Source organism: Nocardia sp. NPDC019219, from assembly GCF_040632645.1.
GTDB classification, from domain to species: domain Bacteria; phylum Actinomycetota; class Actinomycetes; order Mycobacteriales; family Mycobacteriaceae; genus Nocardia; species Nocardia sputorum.
The window spans coordinates 273,291-293,319 of sequence record NZ_JBEYCG010000008.1 but is presented as its reverse complement, the minus strand read 5'-3'; the positions used below and the strand labels follow the sequence as shown (position 1 = coordinate 293,319).

Annotated in this window: 20 protein-coding genes and 1 pseudogene; 7 read left to right on the top strand and 14 right to left on the bottom strand. The window is 68.5% G+C overall.

Features of this window, described 5'->3' with window-relative positions; genetic code table 11:
* Positions 1-24: 24 nt before the first annotated feature.
* The 3 genes from ABZ552_RS17875 to ABZ552_RS17865 all read left to right on the top strand — a co-directional run bounded on the left by ABZ552_RS17875 (position 25) and on the right by ABZ552_RS17865 (position 2,316).
* Positions 25-1,281 (top strand): fatty acid desaturase, encoded by a 1,257-nt coding sequence (locus ABZ552_RS17875; protein ID WP_281877898.1) that lies wholly within the window; start codon positions 25-27, stop codon positions 1,279-1,281.
* 103 nt (positions 1,282-1,384) lie between these two features.
* On the top strand, positions 1,385-2,005 hold the full coding sequence (gene bluB / locus ABZ552_RS17870) for a 5,6-dimethylbenzimidazole synthase (RefSeq protein WP_281880776.1): 621 nt from the start codon (positions 1,385-1,387) through the stop codon (positions 2,003-2,005).
* A 140-nt stretch (positions 2,006-2,145) separates the two neighbouring features.
* The gene (locus ABZ552_RS17865; RefSeq protein ID WP_159847352.1) at positions 2,146-2,316 is read left to right on the top strand and encodes a hypothetical protein; all 171 of its coding nucleotides are present in this window, start codon (positions 2,146-2,148) and stop codon (positions 2,314-2,316) included.
* An 81-nt stretch (positions 2,317-2,397) separates the two neighbouring features.
* Here ABZ552_RS17865 and ABZ552_RS17860 read toward each other — a convergent pair whose 3' ends face one another.
* On the bottom strand, positions 2,398-3,690 hold the full coding sequence (locus ABZ552_RS17860) for an acetyl-CoA C-acyltransferase (RefSeq protein ID WP_281877895.1): 1,293 nt from the start codon (positions 3,688-3,690) through the stop codon (positions 2,398-2,400).
* 311 nt (positions 3,691-4,001) lie between these two features.
* Here ABZ552_RS17860 and ABZ552_RS17855 point away from each other — a divergent pair, with 311 nt between their 5' ends.
* Genes ABZ552_RS17855 through ABZ552_RS17840 form a run of 4 tightly spaced genes read left to right on the top strand, consistent with a single transcriptional unit; the run spans position 4,002 to position 6,880 of the window.
* Positions 4,002-4,703 carry a helix-turn-helix transcriptional regulator gene (locus ABZ552_RS17855; protein WP_281877893.1) on the top strand — a complete coding sequence of 234 codons (702 nt, stop codon included), beginning with the start codon at positions 4,002-4,004 and terminating at the stop codon, positions 4,701-4,703.
* 10 nt (positions 4,704-4,713) lie between these two features.
* A complete protein-coding gene (locus ABZ552_RS17850; RefSeq protein ID WP_281877891.1) occupies positions 4,714-5,151 on the top strand; it encodes a hypothetical protein in 438 nt (145 codons plus the stop codon).
* A 47-nt stretch (positions 5,152-5,198) separates the two neighbouring features.
* A complete protein-coding gene (locus ABZ552_RS17845) occupies positions 5,199-5,723 on the top strand; it encodes a hypothetical protein (protein ID WP_281877890.1) in 525 nt (174 codons plus the stop codon).
* A complete protein-coding gene (locus tag ABZ552_RS17840; RefSeq protein WP_281877888.1) occupies positions 5,720-6,880 on the top strand; it encodes an MAB_1171c family putative transporter in 1,161 nt (386 codons plus the stop codon). The genes ABZ552_RS17845 and ABZ552_RS17840 overlap by 4 nt, the downstream gene beginning before the upstream one ends.
* Here the strand turns inward: ABZ552_RS17840 and raiA are convergent.
* From raiA to ABZ552_RS17775, 13 genes and pseudogenes are all read right to left on the bottom strand, one after another.
* Complete coding sequence (raiA, locus tag ABZ552_RS17835) at positions 6,856-7,539, bottom strand: ribosome-associated translation inhibitor RaiA (RefSeq protein ID WP_281880775.1); 684 nt, start codon at positions 7,537-7,539, stop codon at positions 6,856-6,858. The two genes, ABZ552_RS17840 and raiA, sit on opposite strands and share 25 nt — an antisense overlap.
* Positions 7,540-7,770: 231 nt before the next feature.
* On the bottom strand, positions 7,771-8,415 hold the full coding sequence (locus tag ABZ552_RS17830; RefSeq protein WP_357438313.1) for a ComF family protein: 645 nt from the start codon (positions 8,413-8,415) through the stop codon (positions 7,771-7,773).
* A 263-nt stretch (positions 8,416-8,678) separates the two neighbouring features.
* The gene (gene lpqB / locus ABZ552_RS17825; protein ID WP_357438310.1) at positions 8,679-10,502 is read right to left on the bottom strand and encodes an MtrAB system accessory lipoprotein LpqB; all 1,824 of its coding nucleotides are present in this window, start codon (positions 10,500-10,502) and stop codon (positions 8,679-8,681) included.
* 485 nt (positions 10,503-10,987) lie between these two features.
* Positions 10,988-12,548, bottom strand: a pseudogene (gene mtrB, locus ABZ552_RS17820) (MtrAB system histidine kinase MtrB); the annotation flags it as partial.
* Positions 12,549-12,580: 32 nt separating this feature from the next.
* Positions 12,581-13,267, bottom strand: coding sequence for an MtrAB system response regulator MtrA (gene mtrA / locus ABZ552_RS17815; protein WP_174315456.1), 687 nt, complete (start codon positions 13,265-13,267; stop codon positions 12,581-12,583).
* A gap of 69 nt (positions 13,268-13,336) precedes the next feature.
* Positions 13,337-13,984 carry a dTMP kinase gene (locus ABZ552_RS17810; protein ID WP_281917428.1) on the bottom strand — a complete coding sequence of 216 codons (648 nt, stop codon included), beginning with the start codon at positions 13,982-13,984 and terminating at the stop codon, positions 13,337-13,339.
* A gap of 130 nt (positions 13,985-14,114) precedes the next feature.
* Positions 14,115-15,599, bottom strand: coding sequence for an adenosylhomocysteinase (gene ahcY, locus ABZ552_RS17805; protein WP_281877884.1), 1,485 nt, complete (start codon positions 15,597-15,599; stop codon positions 14,115-14,117).
* Between the two features lie 115 nt (positions 15,600-15,714).
* Positions 15,715-16,851 (bottom strand): alkane 1-monooxygenase, encoded by a 1,137-nt coding sequence (locus ABZ552_RS17800; RefSeq protein ID WP_357438306.1) that lies wholly within the window; start codon positions 16,849-16,851, stop codon positions 15,715-15,717.
* A gap of 189 nt (positions 16,852-17,040) precedes the next feature.
* Positions 17,041-17,661 (bottom strand): TetR family transcriptional regulator, encoded by a 621-nt coding sequence (locus ABZ552_RS17795; RefSeq protein ID WP_281877882.1) that lies wholly within the window; start codon positions 17,659-17,661, stop codon positions 17,041-17,043.
* A gap of 40 nt (positions 17,662-17,701) precedes the next feature.
* A complete protein-coding gene (locus ABZ552_RS17790) occupies positions 17,702-17,884 on the bottom strand; it encodes a rubredoxin (RefSeq protein WP_043730863.1) in 183 nt (60 codons plus the stop codon).
* Positions 17,885-17,893: 9 nt separating this feature from the next.
* The gene (locus tag ABZ552_RS17785) at positions 17,894-18,061 is read right to left on the bottom strand and encodes a rubredoxin (RefSeq protein ID WP_281877881.1); all 168 of its coding nucleotides are present in this window, start codon (positions 18,059-18,061) and stop codon (positions 17,894-17,896) included.
* Entirely contained in the window at positions 18,058-19,314 is a 1,257-nt protein-coding gene (locus ABZ552_RS17780; protein WP_357438302.1) for an alkane 1-monooxygenase, read from the bottom strand. The genes ABZ552_RS17785 and ABZ552_RS17780 overlap by 4 nt, the downstream gene beginning before the upstream one ends.
* Before the next feature lie 185 nt (positions 19,315-19,499).
* Positions 19,500-20,018 carry an NUDIX domain-containing protein gene (locus ABZ552_RS17775; RefSeq protein WP_281877879.1) on the bottom strand — a complete coding sequence of 173 codons (519 nt, stop codon included), beginning with the start codon at positions 20,016-20,018 and terminating at the stop codon, positions 19,500-19,502.
* Positions 20,019-20,029 lie beyond the last annotated feature (11 nt).

The following is a 20,029-nucleotide window of genomic DNA, read 5'->3' as shown; positions in this document are numbered from 1 at the left end:
GTAACTTACGGTAAGGTAACCCGTATGGCGATCTCGGATGTCAAGGAATACGCGCACCTCACCGAGGCCGACGTGGAAGCACTCGGCGCGGAATTCGACGCGATCCGGCGAGAAGTCGAAGCCTCGCGCGGCGAGCGCGACGCGAGATACATCCGCAACGTCATCCGGTTGCAGCGCGTGCTCGAGATCAGCGGCCGCGCGGTGCTGTTCGCCAGCCCGAAGCGGGCCGCCTGGTTGTCCGGCGTCGCCCTGCTCAGCACTGCCAAGATCATCGAGAACATGGAGATCGGGCACAACGTCATGCACGGGCAGTGGGACTGGATGAACGATCCGGAGATCCACTCCAGCTCGTGGGAGTGGGACAACACCGGCGCGGCCAAGCACTGGAAGCACACCCACAACTACCTGCACCACAAGTACACCAACGTGCTGGGCATGGACGACGACATCGGCTACGGCCTGCTGCGGGTGACGCGCGACCAGCGCTGGAAACCGTTCAACCTGGGCAACCCGATCTACAACCTGGTGCTGCAGCTGTTCTTCGAGTACGGCGTGGCCATCCAGCATCTGGAGCTGGGCAAGCTGGTGGCGGGCCGGTATAAGCCGGGCACCCCCGAACGGGCCGACTTCGAGCGCAGGCGCGACGAGGCGCTCACCAAGATGGGCAAGCAGATCCTCAAGGATTACGTGATCTTCCCCGCCCTCACCGGTCGCGCGTTCCTCTCCACGCTGACGGCGAACCTGGCCGCCAACGCGATCCGCAACGTCTGGTCCAACGCCGTGATCTTCTGCGGGCACTTCCCCGATGGTGCGGAGAAGTTCACCAAGGCCGACATCGACGGCGAGACCCACGGCGAGTGGTATCTGCGCCAGATGCTCGGCAGCGCCAACATCTCCGGCGGCCCGGTCATGCACTTCATGACCGGCAACCTCAGCCACCAGATCGAGCACCACCTGTTCCCCGACCTGCCCAGCAACCGGTACGCCGACATCGCCGTGCGGGTGCGCGAACTGGCCGACAAGTACGACCTGCCCTACACCACCGGCTCGCTGCCGGTGCAGTACTTCAAGGCGTGGCGCACCATCCTCAAGCTCTCGCTGCCGAACAAGTACCTGCGGGCCACCGCCGACGACGCCCCGGAGACCGCCTCGGAACGCAAGTTCGGAGGCAGCACCACGGCAGGCATCGATCCGGTGACCGGACGGCGCCGCGGGCTGCGCACCGCGCTCGCCCAGGGGCGTCGGCGGTTCGCCCGGCGCGGCAAGTCCGCGGCACGCTGACTTCCGGCGCCACCGGCCGACAGTCGGAATCCGACGCGCGAGACCACGCCCTGCGCGGCGGGCTCACCGGGTTTGATTGACTCGGGCGGTGCATCCTGAGGTTCTGAGCGTCTACGAGGCCATCCGGCGGCGCCGCGACGTGCGCGCGGAGTTCACCGGCGAACTCGTCGACGATGCGACATTGTGGCGGCTGCTGGACGCCGCGCACCGGGCGCCGAGCGTGGGGAATTCGCAGCCCTGGGATTTCGTGGTGGTCCGCGAACCGGCGACGCTGCGCGAGTTCGCCGCGCACGTGGCACAGAAGCGCGCCGAGTTCCGCGACGCGCTGCCCCCGGAGCGCGCCGCCACCTTCGAGCCGATCAAGATCGAGGGCATTGTGGAGAGCGGCACCGGGGTGGTGGTCTGCTACGACCACGATCGCGGCGGACCGCAGGTGCTCGGTCGGGCGACGGTGCCCGAAACCGGCATCTACTCGGCGGTTCTGGCCATCCAGAATCTCTGGCTGGCCGCCACCGCCGAGGGCGTCGGCGTCGGATGGGTGTCGTTCTACGATCCTGTCTTCCTGTCCGGCCTGATCGGACTCCCGGAGGGCGTCCGTACGGTTGCCTGGCTCTGCGTGGGGCCGGTGCGCGAATTCCAGCGCGTTCCCGATCTCGAGCGCTTCGGCTGGCGCGCCGGAAGACCGCTCACAGAGGCGGTGCACCGCGAGACCTATCGCGGGTGACTTCCGGCCGCGCGGGCATCGTTACGCAACTGTGCACATCGTTGAGGGTTCAATCGAATACCCACTGGGTACGACATGGACGAAACTGCGTCTTACGCAGTGCTGTTCATCGTGGTTCGTCGGTTCCAGGAGGTTTGTCAATGGCCAATGTCGATGCTGTTCGGCTGTCGAGCGAGCTGGGCATCGATCTGGCACAGGCTACGTTGCGCCTGCGTCGGGAAGGCGTCCCCGGCGAGACCAAGCACCAGACCTGTCTGCGGATCCTCGCGGACGAGGGACGCAAGCGGCGGGGCATCCCGGGCAAGCCCTGACGCCGACGTCCGGCACCGGTAGCGAACTGTCGCCGACCGACGCGGAACTCCCGGTCGGCCGGCGACACCGCCCCAGTCGTATCAGACGCGTTCGAGCACCGCCGACGCGCCGATTCCGCCCGCGGCGCAGATGCCGAGCAACGCGGTCTCCTTACCGGTGCGGGCAAGTTCGCTGGCCATCGTGGTCACCATGCGCGCCCCGGTCGCGCCGAACGGGTGACCGAGCGAGATCGAGCCGCCGTGCACGTTCAGTTTGTCGATGTCCACCTCGCCGACGGCGGTGTCACGATCCAACCGGGTCTTGGCCCATTCGTCGCTGGCCAGCGCGGTGAGCACCGCCAGGGTCTGGGCGGCGAAAGCCTCGTGGATATCGACGAGATCCGCGTCGCCCAGCGACATTCCGGCTTTCTCCAGTGCGCGGGGCATGGAGATGGCGGGGCCGATCAGCACCTGGTCGGTCGGATCGACGCTCACATAGCTCCAGGACCGGAACGCCGCCAGCGGCCGGTACCCCAGGGCATACGCTTTCTCCTCGCTCATCAGCAGCACCGCGGCGGCCCCGTCGGTGAGCGGGCTGGCGTTGCCCGCGGTCACGCTGCCGTCGGCGGCGAAAACAGGCTTCAGAGCAGCCAGTTTCGCGACGCTGGTATCGCCACGCACCAATCCGTCGCGCTGGATCTCCACGTCTTCGGGGGTGCGGACGCGCAGCACTTCGTCATCGAAGCGGCCCGAGTCGATGGCGGCCGCGGCGCGGTGGTGCGAGCGGGCGGCGAACTCGTCCTGGTCCGCGCGGCTCACGCCGTGGATGCGCGCCATCTTCTCGGCCGACTCGCCCATCACCTCGCCGGTGGTGCGCTCGGCGATCTTCGGCCGGCTCGGCAGCAGATCGGTGAAAGGCGCCAGCCGCGCGACCGCGGACAGGTAGTCCTTCGGCTTCGGCTTGCCCAGCGCCAGCGGCGCCGCCGCGTGCACCACCTTCTGCGGCAGCTTGACCTCGGCATTGGAGGTGGAATCGCTACCGCCCGCGATCATGATGTCGTATTCGCCGCGCTCGATCGCGGCCGCCGCCGAGGTGACCGCCTGCAAGCCGGAGGCGCAGGCCCTGGTCACGGTGTAGCCCTCACAGCCGGGATCCAACCGCAGGTCCAGCGCGATCTCGCGGGCGATGTTCGGCGCCGCCCCGGGCAGGATGACGCCGCCCCAGACGATCGCCTCCACTTGCGCGCCGGGCAGCCCCGTCCGCTCCAGCAGTCCCCGCACCGCGGCGTCGGCCAGTGCGATGGAGTCCATCGTGGTGTACCCGGTGAACGCCCGCACGAACGGCGTGCGCGCACCGGACACGATCACGGCACGGCGAGCAGCTTTGGTGGCCATGCGATTTCCTTTCGAAAGCCTCGGACCACCAAACTTACTCTATAGTAAGTTCACCGTCGACCCCCTTCGCCGACGGTGAACCCGACGTAGCGACACTCCCCTCCGCCGCCGCTGAACCGGCCCGCCGCGCACCGTTGAGCGGCAGACCGGGACGTCCGTCCCGGCGAACGCCCCTGCCCGTTCCGGAACCGTCGTCCAGCCCTCCCCCTGGGCCTTCCGACGCAAAGTACGGTACCAAACTTTCGAATCATTTTCCAAATAGTTTCTATTGATTTGCCTAAGACCTCCCAGCGGCTTACCATGAACTCACTATGCATAGCCCTTCGGAGCTGTCGCGGCAGAAGAGATTCGGGCGAATCATCAAAGAACGCCGGGACGAGCTCGGTCTCACCCAGCTACAGATCGGCGACCTCGGGGGACCTTCGGCGCCGACCATCCGGAAGATCGAAGACGGCGAGGCGGCCATCAGCATGCAGACGCTGAACAAGCTCGACGCCCCGCTGCGCTGGCTGCCGGGCAGTGCCGCACGCACCTACGCCGGCGGCGTCCCCGCTGCCGACGAACCCGCGAACGCCGTGCGCGGCGTGGGTGACTCGGTCGTGGCCGGGCCGGACGCGATCCGCTTCGAAATCTCCGATCTCACGGGGCTTCTCGCGTCCTCCGGCAGGCTCAACGACGCCGTCGAGAACGGTCGCACCACCGACCCTCAGGTGATCGCGGCGGTCGCGGAACTCAACCGGGTGATCTCCAAGCTCTCCGCGCGGTACGCGACCGCCATGCTCGAACGCAACGGCGGCCCGGGCAGGCAATTGCATCCGCTGGTGGAGATGGCCTTCGCGCATCTGCTCGCGGTTCCCGCGGAGGCCAGTGACCCCGGTGAGTTACAGGAACGCCGGTACCGCCGCTGGCTGGCCGGTCGATCGGAGGACATCGATGCAGCGACCGAAGCCCGATTCCGCGCACGCTGGCTGGCGGCCAACGTGGCGACGACAACGGAGCGAAACGGCGAGTGACGAGGCAGCCATGACCGACACAGGACCCGACGGCGCGGCACTCGCGCTGAGCCACAAGATCAATCGACTGTTCGCCGTCGTGCATCCGCGCGACGCGCCGGAACGCAGCACGGAATCGGTCGCCGTCCAGGTCAGCGAATTCCTCGGCCGACCGGTGCACCCCGGCTACCTGAGGCGCCTGCGCGACGGCGAGTTCGACGACCCGGACACGGGCGCCGCAGTCGATGCCGAGATCCTCGCCGCGGTGGCGCGTGGCTTCGGCGTGGCCGCCGACTACCTGGTCACCCGCGGTTCCACCGCGGACGCGATCGACCGCGAACTCGAGTTGCTCGCCACCATGCGGGACGCGAACGTCGCCAGCATCGCGCTGCGTGGTTCGAACGTCGATCGGGCCATGCTCGCCAAGATCATCCAGAGCACCGAAGGGTCGGTGCCGCCGAGTCGGTAGCATGCTTCCCTACATGGGCCACTGAGCTTTTGTAGGAGACCGATCACATGGCCATCCAGGCCCGGTTCCGGAGCTTGACCCGGGACCTCCCGATACCCCACCCATGGAATCTGCGGACGTACGTGGATGACGTCGCGGCCTACCGGGGCCGCAGCATCAGCCTGTTACCGATCGACACCGCGCTGCTTGCGGGAACCGGATGCGGCACGGGCAGCGGCTTGTGGATCGCGAAGCAGGACAGCGACGTCATCGTCTACGGCGCCGACACCACCGAATGGCATGCCGAGCACATCATCATGCACGAGCTCGGCCACATGCTGCTCGGGCACGGTCCGGAGCAAGCCGAAGCCGGTGAGCCGCCCGCGAGCACACCGACCCTGGCCGCGGTCGCCGACCTGCTGCCCTCGATCTCGCCCGAGTCGATCGCCCACGTGCTCGGCCGCACCGACTACGGCACCCTCCGGGAGCGCGACGCCGAGACCTTCGCCGACATGGTGATGCTGCACGCGATGCGTCCGCCGCGGCGCGATTCGCTGCTGCACCGCACCTTCTTCCGCGACAGGCGGCGGTGACCTCGCCGATCCCGGCGCCCATCGCGATACCGCTGATCGTCTTCGTCGCGGTGGTCGTCCTCGGGCGATGCCTCCTGCTGCACCGAGCCACGGTCGACCGTCTGCTCAATCGGGCCATGCTGTGGGGTGTCGCCACGCTGATCCTGCTCGAGCGCGGCATCGCGCCGCTGATCGGGAGTCTGCTGCACCAGCTTTCGATGGCGACACTGCTGATGGAGGTGGCCGGTCTCTATGGTGCGGCCCGGCTGTGGTCGGGCGCCGACCCTACGCACGCAGCGGCTCGACAGCGGGTGTACGACCTGGCCGGGCTGGCCGGAGGCGCGATCATCCTGGCCGTCGGCACCGAGGCGCGGCAGGGCGGCCGGCTGCTGGGGCAAGCCCTGGACTGGCCGACGGCGGTGGTCTGGTCGATCTTGTGGATTCCGCTGGTCGCCGTTGGACGGCTGGCCTGGCGCGCGGCAGTGCGCGAACTGCGCTCGAGCGAATCCTCCACCGCCGAACGCATCGTCTACGGCACCCTGCTGACGACCCTGGTCGTCGGTTCCGGCGGCTTGGTCTTCTCCGCGGTGCAGCTCACCGGGCCGGGCGCGAGCGCGGACCCGGCCATGGTGCGTTGGGCCGCACCGACTTTCGCCGCCTCGGCACTCGGCGCGGCGCTGCTCGCCGTGCCGCTGATCGGTTCGCTGCGGGCCCGCGCGGGCTGGGACCGGGCCGGACGGTACTGCCGCCGCCTGCGGCCGCTCTGGCGCGATCTCACCGCCGCGGTACCCGAGGTCGTGCTCGCGCCGGATCATGCCGTGGCCGAATCCGACGCGCGGCTGCTCCGCATGACGGTCGAGATCCGCGACGCCCTGATGCACCTGCGGCACTACCTGCCGGGCGACGCGGGCGATGCCGACCAGGTAGCACAGATCCGGCGGGCCATCGCCGCCAGATCGAGCGGGGCCGCCGTGCGACCGCGGCGGTCGCACGATCCGGCGGGACTGCCGGTCGGCGATATCGACTCGGATCTGCGACTGCTGCTCGAGCTGGCACGCCGGTGGCCTGCGAGCGGCGTTTCGGCGAAAATCTCCGGGCATCCGGCCGGTGAGCCGAATGCCCGGAGAAGTGGGGACGGGTGGTGTCTGTTTCGTCAGGCCAGGCGGATCAGGCCGTAGTCGAAGGCGTGACGCCGGTAGACCACCGAAGGCCGGTCGGTCTCCTTGTCCTGGAACAGGAAGAAGTCGTGGCCGACGAGTTCCATCTGGTACAGAGCGTCGTCCACGGACATCGGCGTCGCCGAGTGCACCTTCGTGCGCACGATGTGCCCGGGACCCGCTTCGTAGTCCGGCTCCCGCCCTTCCTCCTCGTGCGCGTGCGCGGCACCGGATTCGCCGAGCCGCTCGAACAGGGAGTCGTCCACCAGATCGGCAGTGGCCTGGGCGACCGACAGCGGCGTCTTGTCGCCGTAGTGCACCCGGCGCCGATCCTTGGTGCGGCGCAGCCGGCTCTCCAGCTTCGCGGTCACCGACTCGAAGGCGGCGTAGAAGCTGTCGGCGCACGCCTCCGCCCGCACGACGGGACCCTTTCCGCGCGCGGTGATTTCGACGCGCTGGCAGTTCTTGCGCTGACGGCGGTTGCGCTCGTGGAACAGCTCGACGTCGAAGAGGAAGATCGATGGATCGAAGCGTTCTAATCGGGAGAGTTTTTCCGCGACGTAAACACGAAAGTGATCGGGCACCTCGACGTTGCGGCCCTTCACCACGATGTCGCCGCGCGGCGCCCGTGGTCGTTCCGTTGCGGGTTGCTCGAATGTTTCCTGGGTGCCGGCTTCCAGCACCGAAGGAGCGGGATCTTTCACTGAAGGTCGTGAAGAAGTCGTCACGCGTACCTCCCGGATCTGGCCGCACCGACCGATTCCAGTGCGGCGGGATTGAGCCGTGCCGATCGACAATTGCTCGGCACATGTGGTCCGAGGCGCCACCTCCAAACTTGCGGTTCGGGTGTGTGTCCGCGACGCTAGTCCGCCGACGCGCTGATCGCCAGTGTTCACGCAAATTTCCCGGAGTCAAGCAGCACACGTAACCAGAACGCCACGTGTCGGCAATCCGGCGCGCTCCAGCGCACGCACCGACTCGCGGGCCGTCGCACCGGTGGTCAGAACGTCGTCGACCAGCACCACCTCGGCATTCGCCGGTACTCCCCAGTCGGTAGCAGGACCGGGGGCCGTGGTCACCCGCCCCTTCAGGTTGCGAGCCCGCTCGGCGGGTGTCAAGCCCACCGAATCACGCACCCCTCGTCCCATCCGCAACAGGGGCATCAGCTGGCTGTTCGGCAGCCATCGCACAGCTACCGCGGCCGCCCGCGATACCGGATCACCACCCCTGCGGCGCGCCGCCGTGCCTCTGCTGGGTGCGGGCACCAGCACCAACGGCAGGCGTGGCGAACGCAACTCGGCGAGCGCGCTCGCCAGCGCCGCGCCGAGTGGCGTCGCCAGATCCCGCCGCCCCCGTTCCTTGGCGGCGAGCACCGCCCGCCGCGCGGGCCCGGCGTACGGCCCGAGCGCCCAGCACGGAACGCCGGGATCGGTGCGCGGCCACACTCGCACCGGCGGGCCGGACAGCGTGGCGGCGCAGGCGGCGCACCACTCGGCTCCGGGACGTCCGCAGCCCGCGCAGGCGGCGGGCAGCACCAGATCGAGCAGGGTTCGCATCGACCGAGTGTGCGCCCGGCCCCCGACATGTTCGCTCGATCACGTCGATCGCGATGCCACTGGAAGGAAGAACGTACGCCGTTGCGGCACCGACGTTCAGCTGCCGACCGGTCGCCTGCCGACCGGTCGCCGTTTGCCCGGCCGCTGGCCCTTGAATCCACCGAGCCCTGACGACGGCACCTCTGCTCGCGCTCGCCCATGACCACCTGCCCCACGCGGGATACCGGTGCGCCTTCGGCGGTCAACGTGGGGCCGCTGCGGGACTACCCAGGCAGCACAGGGACGGCGTTCGCGCCCAGCCCCGGCACCTCGCGCCAATAGGGCTGCCCTTGGTCGGGAGCGGAGGTCAGCTCCAGCACCGCGCGCGAGTCTGCGACGTACTGATGATCCGGGCTCGCGCTCACCGAACGCACCGGCGCCGTCAGGTTCTGCGACGTCAGCGGCGTCGGCTCCGAGCCGTCGACCGAGACCGTGCTGACCGGGTCCACATTGCCCTCGCGGGCGATGACGATGGTGTCCGCGTCGAGCCAATCGACCGACACCGCGGCCGTGCTGAGCCCGACCCCCACGGGAAGCGCCGAGGTCAGCGCCAGCTTTCCGTCGGGTTGGGGCACCACGACGGCGACGTACACCCTGCCGTCCGCGATCATCGCCGCGCGCACCCCGGAACGCGAGATGCGCAGTTCCGTGATCGGCAGCCGGGGTGCCGTGGCCGAGGACGCCGCCGTCAGCCCCGAGATGTCGACGTTCTGCACCGACACGTTCCCCGTCCCCCGATCGGTGACCGCGCGGATCACCCGCTCACCGTCGACCACCGCCCACGCCGCGCTGCCGTCCGCGGTCCACGACGGCCGGGAGATGGTGAAGCCTTCGGCCACCGGAAAGGCGTTGCCACCGTATGTGCCGACCATCAGGGTGCGCGACGGCACGCCAGGCGGTCGTGCGGCTTCCGCCACCGCGGCCACCAGCTGACCGTCCGGCGAGAGCGTCGCCGACTGCAAGTTCGTCACCGCGCCGAAGTAGCCGGGCGCGGGAGTGATGCCGCCGTTGGCGGCGATCTGGACCAGCCCGCCGCCACGCAGCGCGTGCAGCCCGGCCTGGTTGCGCGCGGAGGAGACCGGATTGAACTGCTGCACGTCCGCCACGCTCCAGCCATTCGCGGCGAATCGCTCGTCCAGCGGCTTGCCGTCGGCGAGCAGCATGTACGGGCCGAGGATGTCGGCACTGGACAGCGTGAGCACCACCTGTGCGGCCAGGAGTTCGCGCTCGCGCGGGTTCAGCGCCGACGCGCCGGCGAAGTCGATCTTGACACCACCGAGCCCGATGCCGACGCCGTCGGGGTCACCGTTGGCCTTGGTGATCGTCCCGCGCAGCGCGATCGGCGGCGTCAGCTCGTTGCGCAGCACCGACGCCAGCGCGGGCTGCGGCCCCTCGAGCAGCGAGCTGAGCAATCGCTGCGCCAGCTGGGCTTTCGGCACCGACATCCAGCGCAGGTCCGGGGCGGCCAGGTTGCCGGTCGGATCGATGAAGTACAGCACGTAGCGGCGGTAGGACTTGAAGAACGCGGTGGAGTCCATGACGACGCCGTCGGGCAATTCGTCGATGCGCCACTGGCCGTTGATCTTGGTCAGCTCGATCTTGTTCTCGACGAAGGGAATGTCGTCGTTGGGGCGGTACCCGCCGTCGGCGGACAGCTCCCCGACTTTGCGCGCGCGGATCAGGTAGTTGGCTTTGTCTCCCGAGCGCGACTCTCGCAACGTGTCCGGTTTCTCGACGATGACCGTGCCCGCCGCGTCGTCCCACTGGGTGGAGGCCGCGGGCGTCATGTACTGCCGGGCGGCCAGGTGCCGGTTGGTGGGATCGGCGGTGGCCTGGAGGAAGTCACGCAGCAGCAGATCGGGATCGCGGTCGGCGACCGGTGGCGGCGGCCCCTCGGAGGTGGGCTCCCGGTTGATGGTGCCCAGCGCCTCCGGCGCGGAGGACTCCGGCAGGCTGGCGCAGCTCGTGAGCGGCACCACGACCGCCAGCACCGCCGCCACAAGCACGCTCAGTCGCCGCATCCGCGTAGCTCCGACACGCATTGTCATGGCTGTCCGTCCCCCGATTCGCGTGACCCACCGGTCTGCGCCGACTCCGACGCGGGCGATCCGTTCGCTCCGGACACGGGCGCCGCTTCGGTCGAAACGCTGTCCGCGGGCGTCGCCGTGCCGTTGGCCGCTCCGTGCGGCCCACCCGTGCTCGGCTCGCCGCCTCCCGAGCCCGTGTCGTCGCCGTCGTCGCCACCCGGCTCCGAGCCGTGCGGCGCGGCCGCATCGTCCGAGAGCTCCGACCGCACGCCCACCGGCGCCACGGTCTCGGAGCCGTCCGGATGCGCGCCGACCGGATCGGAAGCATCCGCCTCCGCGTCATGACGCACGGCATTCGTCACCCGCGCGGCACCTGGATCGGCCGAGTCGCGCCGCGGCGCGCTCGCACCGCCCGGCTCGGCGACGGCCGGTTCCGCCGTACCCGCGTCGGCCGCGCCGCGATCGGCCGGCGGTTCCGGCTCCACGACGCGCATCGACTTGCGCGCCGGCTCCAAGGGCAGCGGGCTCGGGCCGAGCTTCTTGCCGCGCACCAGCGGCAACGTCAGGCGGAAGCTGGCGCCGAGCCCGGCCTCACCCCACGCTTCGAGCTTGCCTTCGTGCAGGTTCGCGTCCTCCACGCTGATCGACAGTCCGAGGCCGGTGCCGCCGGAGCGGCGCATACGGGACGGATCCGAGCGCCAGAACCGGTTGAAGACCAGCTTCTCCTCGCCCGGCCGCAGGCCGACGCCTTGATCGCGGACGACAACGGCGACGGAATTGGCATCGGCGTCGCCCCGCATCCGGATCAGCACCGGCTTGCCCTCGCTGTGGTCGATCGCGTTGGCGAGCAGATTGCGCAGCACCCGCTCCACGCGGCGCGGATCGACCTCGGCGACCAGCGGCTCCTCCGGCATGTCGCTGATGATCTCGACGCCGGCGTCCTTCGCCAGGTGCCGCACGGTCGAGATCGCGGCCCGCGCGCACATCCGCACGTCCAGCGACTCGACCTGGAGTTCGGCGACGCCCGCGTCGTGCCTGCTGATCTCCAGCAGGTCGTTGAGCAGGCCCTCGAATCGGTCCAGCTCGTTGACCAGCAACTCGGCGCTGCGGGCCAGGGCGGGATCGAGGTCGTCGCTGCTGCCGTGGATGAGGTCGGCGGCCATGCGCACGGTGGTGAGCGGAGTGCGCAGCTCGTGGCTGACATCCGAGGTGAACCGGCGCTGCAGATTGCCGAATTCCTCCAGCTGGGTGATCTGGTTGGACAGGCTCTCGGCCATCTCGTTGAACGCCTGGGCCAGTCGAGCCATGTCGTCCTCGCCGCGCACCAGCATGCGCTCCTTGAGCCTGCCGTCGGCGAAACGGCCCGCGATCCGGGCCGCGGAGCGGATCGGCAGGACCACCTGCCTGGTCACCAGGGCGGTGATCGCGGCCAGCAACACCAGCAGGACGATGCCGCCGACCAGCATGGTGCCGCGCATCAGCGACAGGCTGCGCTCCTCGTTGGCCAGCGGGAAGATCAGGTAGATCTCCAGGGTCGGGATCTCGGCGCTCGGGCTGCCGATGATCAGCGCGCGACCCCGGTAACCCCTCCGCGTCGTCGACGGTGGCGAACTGGTAGCTGACCTGGTTGCGCTGCACGAACCGGCGCAGCTCGTCGGGCACCTCCTGGATCGGGCCGGACGGGATCTGCTGCGGCGGCATCCCGCCGATGACGCTCAGCGCCGAATCGAAACTCCCTGCCGCGCCGGTGGATCGGCCGGTACCGGCCCGGTTGGACAGCGCGTTACGCGCCTCCTCCAGCCGCTGCGGCTGAGCGCCGATGTCGTGCACACCGGCAAGCTGGCTCTCCACCGTGTTGCGCGCACGGTCCATCTCCTCGACCGCGGCGTTGATCTTGGCGTCCAACAGCCGGTCGGTGATCTGACTGGTCAGCACGACGCCCAGAATCGTGATGACGATCAGCGACAGCGTCAGCGTGGACACGATGACACGCAATTGCAGCGAACGCCGCCACAGGTGGCCTAAGGCAATGCCGACCGCTTGGAACCAGGCCACCACCGGAGCCAGCGATCGTTGGAGACGCGAGATCACGCCATGGATCACGGCGGTCCGGCCTTGTAACCGACACCGCGGACGGTCAGCACGATCTCCGGGTTCTCGGGATCCTTCTCGACCTTCGCCCGCAGCCGCTGCACGTGGACGTTCACCAAGCGGGTGTCGGCGGCATGCCGGTAGCCCCAGACCTGCTCGAGCAGGACCTCACGGGTGAACACCTGACGCGGCTTACGAGCCAGAGCGACGAGCAGGTCGAACTCCAGCGGTGTCAGCGAGATCTGCGCGCCGCCGCGGCTGACCTTGTGCGCGGGCACGTCGATCACGATATCGGCGATCGACAGCAGCTCGGCGGGCTCCTCCTCGGTGCGGCGCAGGCGGGCCCGCACCCGGGCGACGAGTTCCTTCGGCTTGAAGGGCTTGACGATGTAATCGTCGGCGCCCGATTCCAGACCCAGCACGACGTCGACCGTGTCGGTCTTCGCCGTGAGCATCACGATCGGAACCCCGGAATCGGCCCGCAGCACACGGCACACGTCGATGCCGTTCATGCCGGGCAGCATCAGGTCCAGCAGCACCAAATCGGGGCGGATCTCGCGAACCGCCGCCAGGGCCTGTGTGCCGTCGCCGACCACGTGCGGGTCGAACCCTTCCCCGCGCAAGACGATCGTCAGCATCTCAGCGAGTGCCATATCGTCGTCGACGACCAGAATCTTCGGCTTCATAACTACTATGTTGTCATCTCCCAGGCCAGGATCGGGCCGCCACGCCAACACTGGTGCGAACCCGCGGCACAACCAACCTTATCGACCAACGATTTCGGCGATGCGCGCGGCCAGCGAAGCCGGGCCGTCCTCGGATCGATAGGTCCACCACGGTCCGCGCCAGTGGCGTTCGGCCAGCTCACGGTACACCGCGCCGGTCCGGTGCTGCAGACCGCCGTCACGCTCGTACGCGTCGAGCGCGCGCTCGGCGTCGAGTTCGCCACGCTTGCGGGCACGCTCGGCGGCGAGTTCGGTCGGCACGTCCAGCAACACCTGGAGCGCGGGCTCCGGCAGAGCGAATCGGCCGAACTCCAATTCGCCCACCCAATCCACGATTTCGCCGTCCGCCGACTGTCCGAGGCGGGCGGCCGAATAGGCGGCGTTGGAAGCGACATAACGGTCCAGGAGCACAACGTCGTTGTCGGCCAACAGCTTCGACAGCTCGTCTGCGGCGTCCGCGCGATCCAGCGCGAACAGCAGGGCCATGCCGCTGACCGAGCCCGCGAGGTCGCCGTGCGCGCCGCGCAGCGCCTCCGCGGCCAGGTCGGCGTGCACCGAGACCCGGTAGCGGGGGAAGGCCATCGTCGCGACGTGCAGCCCGCGACCACGCAGATCGGCGACCACCCGCTCGATCAGCGTCCGCTTACCCGCGCCGTCGAGCCCCTCGACCGCTATCAGCACTCCCATGACCAGGGAGAATACCCCGCCTACTACCCGATGCCACCACCGGCTGACCGGTGGGCATCCCCTGCTCCGGCGGGGTTCGCCGGGCCGGGTGTCCCGCCACCGAACATCGACGGGACATCCGGCAGGGCGGTCAGTAGCGGTAGTGGTCCGGCTTGTACGGGCCCTCGACGTCGACGCCGATGTACTCGGCCTGGTCCTTGGTGAGCTTGGTCAGCTCGCCGCCGAGCGCTTCGACGTGGATGCGGGCGACCTTCTCGTCGAGGTGCTTCGGCAGCCGGTAGACCTCGTTGTCGTACTCCTCCGGCTTGGTCCACAGCTCGATCTGGGCGATCACCTGGTTGGAGAAGCTGTTCGACATCACGAAGGACGGGTGGCCGGTCGCGTTGCCGAGGTTGAGCAGACGCCCTTCCGACAGCACCAGGATCGAGCGGCCGGTCTCCTTGAACGTCCACAGATCGACCTGCGGCTTGATGTTCAATTTCGTTGCGCCGGAACGCTCCAGCGCCGCCATGTCGATCTCGTTGTCGAAGTGGCCGATGTTGCCGAGGATGGCCTGGTCCTTCATCGCCTTCATGTGGTCGAGGGTGATGATGTCCTTGTTGCCGGTGGCGGTGATGACGATGTCGGCCTCGCCGATCGCCTTCTCCACGGTCACCACGTCGTAGCCGTCCATCAGCGCCTGCAGCGCGTTGATCGGGTCGATCTCGGTGACCTGCACCCGGGCGCCCTGTCCGGCAAGCGATTCCGCGCAGCCCTTGCCGACATCGCCGTAGCCGCAGATCAATATCTTCTTGCCGCCGATGAGCACGTCGGTGCCGCGGTTGATGCCGTCGATCAGCGAGTGGCGGGTGCCGTACTTGTTGTCGAACTTGCTCTTGGTGACCGAGTCGTTGACGTTGATCGCGGGGAACACCAGCTCGCCCGCCGCCGCGAACTGGTAGAGCCGCAGCACGCCGGTGGTGGTCTCCTCGGTGACGCCGCGTACCGACTCGGCGATCTTCGTCCACTTGCCGCGGTCGGTCTCGAAGCGCTCGCGCAGCAGGTTCAGGAACACCTTGTACTCGGCCGAGTGGTCCTCGTCCTCCGGCGGCACGACGCCCGCCTTCTCGAACTGCGCGCCGCGCAGCACGAGCATGGTGGCGTCACCGCCGTCGTCGAGGATCATGTTGGCCGGCTCGCCCGGCCAGGTGAGCATCTGCTCGGCCGCCCACCAGTACTCCTCCAGCGTCTCGCCCTTCCAGGCGAACACCGGGGTGCCCTTGGGCTCATCGACGGTGCCGTTCGGGCCGACGACCACGGCGGCCGCCGCGTGGTCCTGGGTGGAGAAGATGTTGCAGGAGGCCCAGCGGACCTCGGCGCCCAGGCTGGTCAGGGTCTCGATCAGCACCGCGGTCTGCACGGTCATGTGCAGCGAGCCGGAGATGCGCGCGCCCTGCAGCGGCCGCACCTCGGCGTACTCACGGCGCAGCGCCATCAGACCGGGCATCTCGTGTTCGGCGAGGCGGATCTCCTTGCGGCCGAAATCGGCCAGCGACAGATCCGCCACCTTGTAGTCGATGCCGTTGCGGACATCGGCGGTCAACGACGTGCGTGCGGGAAGTTCTGAGGTGGTCATCAGCCTCTCCTGGTTCGGCAAGTACCGAGGCAAGGCTAGTCGCTCACGACCGGGGGCGGACGACGCGGCCGCTCTTCGCACCGGCCGGGCCGGGACCCGGCGACCGCAGCGCCCGTTACGCCGTCGCCCCGCGCGCCGCCAGGATGCGGCCCCGCTTGCGCGGCTGAATGTTCGCCAAGGTGATGTCGCCGCCGTAGTGGGCGAGGACGCGGTCGTCCATCATCCACCGCCACAGCGGCGGGATGGCGGCCAGCACGATCATGGCGGCGTAGCCCGCGGGCAGTTGCGGGGCCTGCTCGGAGGTACGCAGGGTCTGGTAGCGGCGGCCCGGATTGGCGTGGTGGTCGCTGTGCCGCTGCAGGTGGAACAGGAAGATGTTGGTGACCAGGTGGTCGCTGTTCCAGCTGTCGCGCGGCGAGCAGCGAGCGTACATGCCGTTCGCGCGGCGCGCCCGCAGCAATCCGTAGTGCTCGACGTAGTTCACCGTCTCCAGCAGGCCGATGCCGATCACGGCCTGCAACAGCAGCCACGGCAGCACCTGGTAGCCGAACGCCGCGATCAGCGCGCCGAACAGCACCAGCGTCATCGACCATGCCTGCAGGATGTGGTTGTGCACGCTCCACCAGCCCTTGCCCTTGCGCGCGAGCCGCTCCCGCTCGAGTGCTAGCGCGGACCGGAAACTGCCGGAAACGCTGCGTGGCAGGAACTCCCACAGCGACTCCCCCAGCCGGGCGCTGGCCGGATCCTCCGGTGTCGCCACCCGCACATGATGGCCGCGGTTGTGCTCGACGAAGAAGTGCCCGTATCCGGACTGGGCCAGCGCGATTTTGGCCAGCCAGCGCTCCAGGTGCTCCACCCGGTGCCCGAGTTCGTGGGCGGCGTTGATGCCGATGCCGCTGACGAATCCGAGGGTCGCCGCCAGACCGAGCTTGTCGACCACGCTCAGGTCGTCACCGGCCCACATGTAGCTCGCGATCACCAGGCCGATCAGCTGCACCGGGAGCATCAAGTAGGTGCACCACCGGTAGTACCGGTCGTTGGAGAGCAGCTCGTAGTCCTCGTCCTTCGGATTGCTGCCGTCCACGCCGATCGACCAGTCCAGCACCGGGATGACGATCAGCACGATGATCGGGCCGATCCACCAGAACACCTCCAGACCGGTGTGCAGCACCAGTTGTGAGGGCAGCAAGGCCGACGACGGCGCGAGCAAGCCGAGAACCCACAGATGGCGTTTGGGATCGGGCGATCCCACCCGTTTGCCAACCGTTTGCACTTTTGCTCCACTCAGAGAAGACCCGAACACCGTCGCCTGAGAATACTTCGTGACTTGTGGTCCGTTACAACGATGCCGTCGGTTGAAACGCGATCGCTATTACAAGCCGTGCAGTCGGTTTTTAATGTGCTGCATATGCGCCAGGTCGCGAGCGGTGGCTCGCGCGGCTCAGCTCTGCACCCGCGCGGCGAGGATCGCTTCGACGTAAGGACTCAGCAGCGCGCTCAATTCCGCGGGCGCGTCGCGGCCAGGACCGGGCGGAGTGGGAATGTAGCTGAGGGCGATGCGCACCAGCGCGTGCGCGATCACGTCCGATTCGGCCGCCGTCGACGCCACCCAGCTGTGCTGGAAGGCGCGCGACAGCCGTTCGGTCGCGTGCTCGAGCAAAGGTCCCGCGTCGAGCGTGATCAGGCGCAGCAGATCCAGCTTCACCTCGCCCGCGACCAGGGACTGCACCAGCGGGTCGGACGCCGCGTCGAAGAAGAAGTTGGCCATCCCGTCGCGGAACGCGGCGCGGACGTCGCCGACGTTGCCGTTGATCGCGGCGTCGACGTGATCGACCAGGAAGTCGGCCAGGCGCAGCGCGTAGGCCTGGGTGAGGCCGCTGCGCGAGCCGAATTCGTTGTACAGCGTCTGCCTGCTCACGCCCGCCCTGGCCGCGACGTCACCGAGCGTGATCTTGGACCAATCCCGCTCGGTGAGCAGTTCGCGCATCGCGTCCAGGACCGACGTCCGCAGCAGGTCCCGCGCGGCCTCCTGGTAGGGAATCCTGGTTCCGTTGCGCGGCATACCCGCGACCCTGTCACGGGCGCCTGCCGCAGTCAAAATCTCACGACCGTTCGATTTCGACCATGTAGAAATCCGCCTTGGCGGCGCCGCAGTCCGGACAGGTCCAGTCGTCGGGGATGTCGTCCCAGCGGGTGCCCGGCGCGATGCCGTCCTCCGGCCAGCCCTCGGCTTCGTCGTATTCGAAACCACACTGGATGCACTGGTAGAGCTTGTACTCCGTCATTTCGTCGTCCTATGTCCCTATCGGCTCGAAGTCGATCTTTTCCCGTACACCACAGTCCGGGCAGCACCAGTCGTCCGGAACCGCCTCCCACCGGGTGCCCGCCGGAAAGCCCTCGTGCGGAGCACCTTTCGCCTCGTCGAAAACGTAGTCGCAGACGGGGCAGCGATACGCGCTCACGCTGTCTCCCTTTCGGCACCTCCGGCATCGGCGGAGCCGTAGCGCGCCAGCACCTTCTCCCGCTTGCGCGGATCGATATTGGCGCGGGTGATGTCGCCGTCGTAGTGCGCGAGCACCCGCTTGTCCATGACGCGGCGCCACAGCGGCGGGAAGTAGGCGAGCAGGATCATGCTCGCGTAGCCGCTCGGCAGGTTCGGCGCGCCGTCCCAGCTGCGCAGCGTCTGGTAACGGCGGGTGGGGTAGGCGTGGTGGTCGCTGTGCCGCTGCAGGTGGTACAGGAAGATGTTGGTGACGATGTGGTCGCTGTTCCAGCTGTGCACCGGGGCGGGGCGCTCATAGCGGCCGCCGGCCGTGCGCTGGCGCACCAGACCGTAGTGCTCGAGGTAGTTGACCGCCTCCAGCAGACTGAAGCCCACTACCGCCTGCAGGATCAGGTACGGCAGCAGCTCGATGCCGAACACCGCGATCAGGATCGCGAACAGCGCCACCGACATCAGCCACGCGCTGAGCACTTCGTTGCGCAGGCTCCACGGCTTCTTGCCGAGCCGTTCCAGCCGGACCTTCTCCAGGCGCCAGGACGACTTCAGGCTGCCCCACACGGTGCGCGGCCAGAACGCCCAGAACGTCTCGCCGACCCGAGAGCTCGCCGGATCCTCGGGCGTGGCGACGCGTACGTGGTGGCCGCGGTTGTGCTCGATGTAGAAGTGCCCGTAGCAGGACTGGGCCAAGGCGATCCGGGACAGCCAGCGCTCCAGGTCGACCTTCTTGTGGCCGAGCTCGTGCGCGGTGTTGATGCCGATGCCGCCGATCATGCCGACGGTGATCGCCAGCCCGATCTTGTCCACCACGTGCAGGCCGCCGTCGATGCCGAGCCAGCTCACCTCGTCGGCGGTGATCAGGTAGGCCGCCATGAGCAGCGTGGCGTACTGGAACGGCAGATACAGGTAGGTGAGGTAGCGGTAGTACTTGTCGTTCTCCAAGTACTCCATCACCTCGTCGGGCGGGTTGTCGCCATCCGGTCCGAAGAAGATGTCCGCGATCGGGATCAGCACGTAGACCAGGATCGGCCCGAGCCAGAACGGCACCTGCGCGAGGCGATGCCAGCCCAGCTCGTTCAAGCCCCAGATCAGCGGCAGGCCGATGAGGAACAGACCGGCCGGGGCGAACAAACCCCACAGCCACATGTAGCGCTTGCGATCCCGCCAGGCCGGTACCTCGACCGGCTGGGCGGACGTGTCGGCGTGCGTCGACATCGTTGTCTCCATTCCCGAAGGGCACGTCACATGTGACGTGCATTACCTCGTCTATGGACGATATAGGGACATTTGTCGCATGTCTAGACAAATGAGGCAATTTGTAAACACCGTCGGGCGCGGACGACGTGAGCCCCGGCCGGATGGGCATCCGACCGGGGCTCACGCGTTGGAATGCGGCTAGCTCACCGCAGCAGGACGTCGGCGTCGATGGGCAGCGCGTTCACCGGCCACCAGCGCAGGTCGGTCGATTCGTGGCTGCGCACCGGGATCGCACCGGCGGGGGCGGTGATGCGGAACAGGAGGTCCAGATGTCTGGTGGGCACGCCGAGCGAGCAGGTGATGGGGTGCGCCTGCGCGCCGTACAACCCCGGCGCCAGCCGCAGGTCCGCGATGCCGGACTCCTCGGTGGCTTCACGCAGCGCGGCGCCCGCGACCGTCTCGTCCCGCTCCTCGCAGTGGCCGCCGAGCTGGATCCAGCGTCCCACCCGCGGGTGCAGGGTGAGCAGCACCTCCCGCCCGTCGTGGGAGAAGACGACCGCGGAGGCGGTGATATGGCCCGGCGCGTGCTCGCGCAGGCAACCCCGCGGGGCCGAACCGAGGAAGGCCAGCATCGCCTCACGCAGCGATCGCTCCGGACCGGTTGCCGGACACCAGGTTTCGAGCAGTTCGGTGGCCGAAGCGTGCAGCGACTCCGCGCTCACCGGCGCTTCTC